This window comes from Candidatus Aminicenantes bacterium (assembly GCA_026393795.1).
In the GTDB taxonomy this organism is placed as follows: domain Bacteria; phylum Acidobacteriota; class Aminicenantia; order UBA2199; family UBA2199; genus UBA2199.
Window position 1 is genome coordinate 1 of record JAPKZL010000145.1, and the last position, 6,072, is coordinate 6,072.

At 61.3% G+C, this 6,072-nt stretch carries 8 protein-coding genes; 1 reads left to right on the forward strand and 7 read right to left on the reverse strand.

Annotation, left to right across the window (positions count from 1 at the left end; genetic code table 11):
- A partial coding sequence (locus NTW95_06800; protein ID MCX6557125.1) for a TolC family protein occupies positions 1–977 on the reverse strand: 977 nt, incomplete at its 3' end.
- 184 nt (positions 978–1,161) lie between these two features.
- Between NTW95_06800 and NTW95_06805 the strand changes: the two genes are divergently transcribed.
- Positions 1,162–1,701: a thermonuclease family protein gene (locus NTW95_06805; GenBank protein MCX6557126.1), complete on the forward strand. Its 540-nt coding sequence runs from the start codon at positions 1,162–1,164 to the stop codon at positions 1,699–1,701.
- Here NTW95_06805 and NTW95_06810 read toward each other — a convergent pair.
- From NTW95_06810 to NTW95_06835, 6 genes are all read right to left on the reverse strand, one after another.
- A complete protein-coding gene (locus tag NTW95_06810; protein ID MCX6557127.1) occupies positions 1,693–2,772 on the reverse strand; it encodes a serine hydrolase in 1,080 nt (359 codons plus the stop codon). The genes NTW95_06805 and NTW95_06810 overlap by 9 nt on opposite strands.
- The gene (locus NTW95_06815; GenBank protein MCX6557128.1) at positions 2,765–3,781 is read right to left on the reverse strand and encodes a Gfo/Idh/MocA family oxidoreductase; all 1,017 of its coding nucleotides are present in this window, start codon (positions 3,779–3,781) and stop codon (positions 2,765–2,767) included. The genes NTW95_06810 and NTW95_06815 overlap by 8 nt, the downstream gene beginning before the upstream one ends.
- Entirely contained in the window at positions 3,778–4,587 is an 810-nt protein-coding gene (gene lpxI, locus NTW95_06820) for a UDP-2,3-diacylglucosamine diphosphatase LpxI (GenBank protein ID MCX6557129.1), read from the reverse strand. Before lpxI ends, NTW95_06815 begins: the two co-directional genes overlap by 4 nt.
- Complete coding sequence (lpxA, locus tag NTW95_06825; GenBank protein MCX6557130.1) at positions 4,580–5,386, reverse strand: acyl-ACP--UDP-N-acetylglucosamine O-acyltransferase; 807 nt, start codon at positions 5,384–5,386, stop codon at positions 4,580–4,582. Before lpxA ends, lpxI begins: the two co-directional genes overlap by 8 nt.
- On the reverse strand, positions 5,383–5,817 hold the full coding sequence (gene fabZ / locus NTW95_06830) for a 3-hydroxyacyl-ACP dehydratase FabZ (protein ID MCX6557131.1): 435 nt from the start codon (positions 5,815–5,817) through the stop codon (positions 5,383–5,385). The genes lpxA and fabZ overlap by 4 nt, the downstream gene beginning before the upstream one ends.
- Positions 5,814–6,072 (reverse strand): OmpH family outer membrane protein (locus NTW95_06835; GenBank protein MCX6557132.1); only part of this gene is annotated, 259 nt, incomplete at its 5' end. The genes NTW95_06835 and fabZ, both read right to left, overlap by 4 nt.

The window sequence follows — 6,072 nt, forward strand, 5'->3', positions numbered from 1 at the left end:
AAGATCGACCAGTTGAGCGCCAGGCCGGCCGACCAGGTCGTGGTCTTGCCGGTCAGCCCCGCCTCGTTCGTGTAGCGGTATTGACCGCTCAGGCTCAGGCTGGGCAGCCATCTGAGGCCGGATTTGAGCGACAGGGCGTGCTGGGCTTTGGCATGCCAGGAAAGGGCGCGCAGATCGAGGCGCCGGCTCTCGGCGCCGGGCAGCAGTTCGGCGGCGGCGGCAGTCGGCAGCTCGGACTGGCTCAACAAAAGCTCCGGGGGGGCCAAGTTGCCTTCGATGGCCGTGTCCAGCAGGTAGCCGAGTTCGAGGTAGGCCGTTTGCACCTCCCCCTGCGTCTGGGTGCGGCCCATCTCGGCCGTGGCATACTCCAGTTCCGCCCGGGTCACGTCGTTGACCGAGACGAGCCCGGCCGCATAGCGGGCGCGCGCCGCCTCGAGGGTCTTGCCGGCATAGGCCAGACGATCGCCGGTGGCCTCGTAGACCTGGTCCATGGTCAGGGTGGTCAGGAAGGCGGCGGCGACCTCGAAGGAAAGCTGGCGCCTGACCTCGGCCGAGTTGAAGCGCTGGGCCCGGTTTTCCAGCAACGCCTGGCGATAGGCGGGGATGCCGTAGGGATCGAACAGGATCATGCTCAGGGAGGCGTAGCCGGACAGGGCGTTCAGGCTCTGGACGGTGATGGTCTGGCCGTTCAACTCCCGCTCCACCGCGTTGGGCCGACGGGTGTAGTTGCCGGTGAGGGACACGGCCGGAAAGAAATACGCCCTGGCCATGGTGAGCAGTCCCTGGGTCACCGCCACCTGTTCGCCGGCCGCCAGGGAACGCTCGTTGCGCTTCAGGGCCAACTGCACGGCCTGTTCCAGGCTCAGGGTGTCCTCGGCGGCCGCCAGCCACAGCGGCAGAAGCAGCAACACCAAACTCACGCCTTTTCGCAAAACGTCATGCAACCGGGAATATTTTTTTTTCATGCTTTTTGCCACGAACCTCCGCAGGTCCATTTAAAAATTCCATCGTCACAATTTATTTATGATATCATGAAAATGCCAATCTATCCTATACGGAAAAAAAAATATTTTGTTTCCATTTTTGGCAAGTATGTTTGGCCATTTTTTTAAAAATGTATTATAATGGGGCCTCGCTCCCTTGGTGCATGAAGGAGGTGTCATGAAAACCGTTGCCGCGAGTGTCATGGCCGTGCTGTGGCTGGGGACCTCCCTGGTAACCGCGGCCCCCGTCTACAAAGAGCCAGGCCGCGTCATGCGCATCATCACCGGCGACACCTTGACCATTTTGTACCAGGGCAAATGGGAGGAGATCAAGCTCCTCGGCCTCGACATGCCCGAAACCACGCTCAACGATCGCGTTTATGAAAAGGCGTTGAAAAATTCCACCACTCCGGCCGAAATCATCAACCGCGGCTTGAGCGGCCGGGAATTCGTCAAAAAATACCTGCAATACGGCAGCCAAATATGGATCGAATTCGACGTGCAGAAGCGCGATCACTTCTCGCGCCTGCTGGGATACGTTTACCTTGCCGACGGCCGCATGCTCAATGAAATCATCCTGAAGTCCGGCTTGAGCGAACCGCTGCTGCTTCCGCCCAACCTCAAGTACCAGCAGCGCTTCCAGGAACTGGCCCGCCAGGCGCAGAAGGATAAAAACAAGCCGAAGGCCGACAAGGCCAATACGGTCGTTTTAAAGTAGATTCAATTCATTTTTCAGCAGTTGGTGCAGTTTGCGGCGCGTGACATCGAAATCGATTTTTCTGACCCGGGGATGGATGCGGTTGCTCAAGATGATCCACTGTCTTTGCGTTTCGGGCTCGAGCCACAGCGACGTGCCGGTGAAGCCGCTGTGGCCGATGGCCTTGGGCGACAGGGCGCTGCCGCCGGAAGTCGGCCGCGACGAATTCAGCTTGAAACCGAGCGAGCGGTGCAGGGCGCTCCAGGGGGTGCGGTTCTGCCAGAACAGCTCGAGCGATTCGGCCCTGAGCAGCGTCGCCGTTTCTGGAAAAAACTCCCGGCTGAGGCTGAACAGGTCCCGGGCGCTGGCAAACAAACCGGCGTTGCCGGCGCTGCCGTTGCTGTAGAAGGAATTCGCGTCATGCACCTCCCCCCGCAATAACCGGGTGCGCCAGGAAAAGCAGGCTGCCGCTTCTTCATGCTCGGGCCGGCACATGTTCCGTTCATAAATATTGCCGATTTCCGTCGGCGCGCAGCGCACTTTTGCCGATTCCGGGACCAGGAAAAACGTGTTCTGCAATTGGAGAGGGTTGAATACGATTTCGGCGGCCATTTCCTTGAATTCGAGACCGGCCGTTTTTTCCAGCACGTGGCGCAGCAGGATGTAACCGACATCGGAATACACCACCCGGGTACCGGGAGCGGCAATGCTTTTTAGAGCAGCGAGTTGCTCCAGGTCGGAGAGCGGCCGGTAGAGGTAAAAGGGATGCCAAGGCACGAAGCCGGCGCTGTGGCTCAGCAGATGTTCCAGGGTGATCGCCGCCGGCAAGGCCGGGAAAAATCGCCGCGCCTCGTCTTCCAGGCGCCATTGTTTCTTTTCAAGCATATGCACGGCCAGGAAAGCGGTCACCAAGGGTTTGGTCAGCGAAGCCAGGTCATACAACGCCGCCTGGTCCAACGCTTCAGGCTCGGGCCAGACCGCCAGGCAGCCGAAGCGCCGCTCCAGCAGCACCCGCCCTTTTTCGGCCACCAGGAGCGTCAGGCCGGGGAAGCGTTTTTTTTCAATCTGGCAGGAGATGAACCGTTCAAGCATCGGCTGCCGTCCTGAAAGGCGGCGTCCCTTCGGGGGCAACGGTTCCGATGGCGGCGGAAATATCCAGGGCCAGGCGCAGCGCCGCCCGGCCGTCGGCGCCGCTTACGATGCGCGCGCTGCCGCCCCGAAGGGCGGCGTCCCCTTGGGGGCTGCCGGCCTGAAAGACGGCGTCCATTTGGGGAAGCCCGCCGGCAACGGTCTTTATGAAATTCTGCCACAGGTTGTAAAGGGGTTCGACATTCGGGATGGCCGGGACGTTTTCGCGGATCTGCCCGTTCTGCAGACGGATCGTTTTCACGCTTCGCGTTTGGTAGTCGGCCGACATGTAGAGGTCCTTCTGGAATATCCGCAATTTGCGGGTCTTGTCCTGCGAGACGCGGCTGGCGGTCAGGTTGGCCACCAAACCGGAATGGAACTCCAGGCGGACATTGGCGATGTCGATCTGCCGCGAGATGACCGGGATGCCGCAGGCGCGGATATCCTTGACGCCGCTGCCATCCCATTGCAGGATGATGTCCAGGTCATGGATCATCAGATCGAGGATGACATCGATATCCAACGAACGCGGCGAAAACGAACCCAGCCGCTGAACCTCGATGAAGCGCGGTTTCTCGACCAGGCCGCGGAGATACTCGACCGCCGGGTTGAACCTTTCCAGGTGGCCGACGGCCAGGACCAGACGCTTCTCTTCGCTGAGGGCGATCAGCTGATCGGCTTCGGCCAGGGTCTTGCAGATCGGCTTTTCGATCATGACATGCTTGCCGTTCTCAAGAAAAAAACGCGAGATGACGTGATGCTCCTGGGTGGGCGTTGCCACCATGACCGCATCCACCCATGGCAAAGCCTGGCGGTAATCGCTCATCTTTTCGATATCCAGGCCTAGGCAGGCCTTGTCCAGATTCTCGCGCTTCAGGTCCACAGCACAGGTCAGCCGGCATTGCGGGATGGAACGTAAGACGCGCAGGTGATTGCTGCCCATGACCCCGGTTCCGATGATGCCGATGTTCATGTTCTCCCCAGTACGACGATTTTCCCCTGCCGGGCCAGATCCAGCACGCGCTGTGAATCGAGCATCAGCGTTTTTCCGGCTTCCAGCACGAAGGCCGCCGCCCGGCACTCTTTCAGGAGGGCCATGGTGGACTGGCCGACCACCGGCACGTCAAAGCGCATGTCATGGCTCGGCCGGCTGACCTTGACCACCACCAGGCCGGGACCGGCGATTTCCGCGGCCCGGACGATGGCGCGATCGGTCCCTTCCATGGCTTCCACCGCCACGACGGCCCGGTTCTTGACGCAAACGGTCTGGCCGATATCCAGGGCGGCGATCCCCCAGGCTTTCTGCCAGCCGAATTCCATGTCGCGCGCCAGGCCGGCGCCGATGCGGCGCCGCGGTGTGTAATTTTTTTCGGCCACCAGGTATTCCTTCAGAAAAAACGTGGAATCGATGATTTCGATCCCTTCGCCCCAAAAAAAATCGGCCAGGGTGGCCAGCAGCGAGGTGGTGGTCTTGTCCTTGACTTTGGCCAGGAAACGGATGAACTTGCCGTCCGCCTTCCAGATGGAGAATATCGCCGCATGCCTCACCCGCCCTACCATCAGGGCCTGGCGCACACCGTGCTTCCTGAAAAAACGGATGACGGCGCCCAGCTGGCCGATGGAGAACTCGGCCCAGGCATCGGCCTCGCCGGCCAATTCGGGAACGGTCAGCCCCTTGACGGCGGCGACGGCCACCTGCTTGCCCTGGCGGTGGGCCTCGCGCACGGCCAGCAGGGGAAGCTGCGACTCACCGGCGATGAATCCGATTGTTTCAGCCATCCTGGCGAAAATTCTTTAAAATCCCTCTTTTGGTTTTGCCGATGAAATCGATGATGATCTGGCTTTCAGCGCTGCCCGGGTAATTGGCGCTGATCTGCTTGACCGCCTGGGTGGTGTTCAGGTCGGCGCGGTAGATGATGCGGAAAATATCCTTGATTTTCTCGATGTACTCCCTGGAGAAGCCGTTGCGCATCATGCCGATGGAGTTCGGCCCGTAAAGGCTGAACGACTCGCGGCTCTGCGCCACCTTGGCAAAGGGCAGAACGTCCTGGCAAACGACGCTGTAGCCGCCGATGTAGGCGTTGCGGCCGATGCGCACGAACTGGTGAACGGCGCAAAAGCCGCTGAGCACCGCGAAATCGCCGATCTCGACATGCCCGGCCAGCGTGGCGCCATTGCTCAGGATGACGTGGTTGCCGATCTGGCAGTCGTGGGCGACGTGGGCGTAGGCCATCAGGTAGTTGTCGTCGCCGAGGCGGGTGTGGCCGCCGCCCTTGAGGGTGCCGCGGTTGATGGTGGTGAATTCGCGGATGATGTTGCGGTCGCCGATATGGACGAATGTCTCCTCGCCCTTGTAGGTGACGTCCTGGGGGTCGGTGCCCAGGGAGGCGAAGGGGAAGATGCGGCACTCCCTGCCGATCTCGGTGTTCTGGTCGATGGTGACGTGGTGCTTGACGATGGTGCCGTCGCCGATGCGCACGCCGGGGCCGATGACCGCGTAGGCGTCGACCTGGACGCCCTTGCCCAGCTCGGCTTTGGGGCTGATGACGGCGCCGGGATGGATCGGCGTTCGGCTCACTGGCCCACCATGCACATCAGGATCGCCTCGACGGCGAGCTGGCCGTCAACCGTGGCCTTGCCGTCGATGATGGCGAACTTGCCGCGGTCGCGCGTCACCAGCACGTCGAGGTCGAGGCGGTCGCCCGGGACCACCGTCCGCTTGAAGCGCGCCTTCTCGATGCCGGCGAAATAAGCGAAGACGCGCTGGCCGGTGAAACGCTGCATCAGCAGCGCGGCCCCCAGCTGGGCCAGGGCCTCGATCTGCAGCACCCCCGGCATGACCGGGTTGCCGGGGAAGTGCCCCTGGAAGAAGTCCTCGTTGCCGGTGACGTTCTTGTAACCCTGGATGGCCTTCACCCCGTCGCTGGCGGTCACCCGGTCCACCAGCAGGAAGGGATAGCGGTGGGGCAGGATCTTTTTGATGTCCTCGATGGTCAGCGGACAGTTCATTTCTTGGCGGCAGGGGCGGGGGCGGCGGCGGTGGCGGACTGGGCGTCGTAGGCCTTGACCACCTTTTCGCTGATGTCGATGCCGGGCTCGAAATAGGTGACGCCGGCCGTGTTCAGGTCGAGGATCAGCGAGAACCCGTTCTCCTTGGCGATCTTTTCGATGATGGGCATCAGGTCGGACTGGATCTTTTCATATTCCTTCTGCTGGGCGGCCATGCTCTCTTTCTGGGCATCCTCGGCGTTGCGCTTGATATCG